2 protein-coding genes are annotated in these 1,311 nt (G+C 40.0%); both read right to left on the bottom strand.

Annotated features, from left to right (window positions below; translation table 11 throughout):
- Positions 1-462 precede the first annotated feature (462 nt).
- Positions 463-600, bottom strand: coding sequence for a hypothetical protein (locus tag ASJ81_RS23325; protein WP_212556080.1), 138 nt, complete (start codon positions 598-600; stop codon positions 463-465).
- Between the two features lie 90 nt (positions 601-690).
- Positions 691-1,005: a hypothetical protein gene (locus ASJ81_RS23320; protein ID WP_212556079.1), complete on the bottom strand. Its 315-nt coding sequence runs from the start codon at positions 1,003-1,005 to the stop codon at positions 691-693.
- Positions 1,006-1,311: the final 306 nt, after the last annotated feature.

The raw sequence follows: 1,311 nt of genomic DNA, 5'->3' as shown, positions 1-1,311 counted from the left end.
ATTCTCGCGGCGCTCAAAGGAGCGCCGCTAACTATACCCTGAATAGTTACAAAATATATTGAAGCAGGTTTCACCCATATATATGTCCATTCAAAAGCCTCGGACCAGATAGCTTTCATCAAAGCTTACGGAAAAGATGTTTTGCCGGCATTAAAAGGGACATAACTGGTATTCTAAAAAATATTAATTACATAAAATGTCGGATAAGTGAAAGCGGTTATTCCACTTTCACTTTCTTCACTCTCTCTAAATAGCACTTGAAAGTTTTCCTCATACGGCTGAGTATTTTTTACATTACATCTAAGTGTCTTTTGCTATGGCTGAATGTTTTTACACTATGGCTGAATGTTTTTACACTATGGCTAAGTGTATTTTACGCTATGGCTGAGTATTCTTTACACTATGGCTAAGTGTCTTTTACACTATGGCTGAGTGTTTTTTACATTCTTGATTTTAAAGATCTTACTTTTGAGGTTTGATTATCACCTTTGTATAGCCATTCACACGTTGATCAAACTCCCTGTAGGCCTCAGGAACTTCATCAAAGGAGATCCTGTGGCTTACTATAAAACTGGGTTTTGCTTGTCCTCCAATTATCATATCTCTGAGTATTTCATGGATTGCTTTTACTGGCGTCTAGCCGGTTCCAACGCTCATGCCTTTTTCCCAGAGCTGTCCGAAGGGAAGCATCTATTCTCCTTTCTTGGCGTGTTCATCGGTGGCTCCAGGATCATTTGCCATATAAACGCCGATAACTCCAAGGTGCCCGGTTGGGTTGATTAACCTTATCAGGTCGTCTAATACCTGTGTAGGTTTTTCTTTTGAGGGATCGTTTCTGTCCCTGGCCTGATAGCCAACCGCATCAATGCCGCACATTACTCCTTTCATTTTCTCCTCCCCTGGCAGCCATGATCCAATGATTGCCGGGTTTCCAGCCCTCATTATTTCAATTTCGGTCACAGGATCGTTCCCTGAAGGGTCCATGCTACCCAGGACTGTTGCCATTTTTTGCTCTTCTGGTGGCATTGGCTCTGAAGTTCCCTCTTTCTCACTTAGGAATTACAAAGATATAAATTCAAATATTTTCATTGCCTAAAGATAATTCTGTTTTAACTGATACAAACCATAAAGGAATTTATTTGAATGCTACGCAAAAAATATCCGGAAGAAACAGAAAAGCAAATGAAATCATTTTTTGTATCCTCTTCAAATTGAGTGGAAAGCTCTCAATTTCTGCTTATTGAGCTTTTTTCTCTGATTAGTTGAGCCAGAGATGGCATCCCAAATGTACCGCCAACTCTATCACATATG

It is taken from the genome of Methanosarcina spelaei (assembly GCF_002287235.1).
Lineage (GTDB): Archaea > Halobacteriota > Methanosarcinia > Methanosarcinales > Methanosarcinaceae > Methanosarcina > Methanosarcina spelaei.
This window is presented reverse-complemented; position numbering and strand designations above follow the sequence as displayed.

Bases quoted from the DNA above. Each gene is read 5' to 3' on its own strand.
- ASJ81_RS23325 (WP_212556080.1), bottom strand. From the start codon at position 600: ATGATAATTGGAGGACAAGCAAAACCCAGTTTTATAGTAAGCCACAGG.
- ASJ81_RS23320 (WP_212556079.1), bottom strand. From the start codon at position 1,005: ATGGCAACAGTCCTGGGTAGCATGGACCCTTCAGGGAACGATCCTGTG.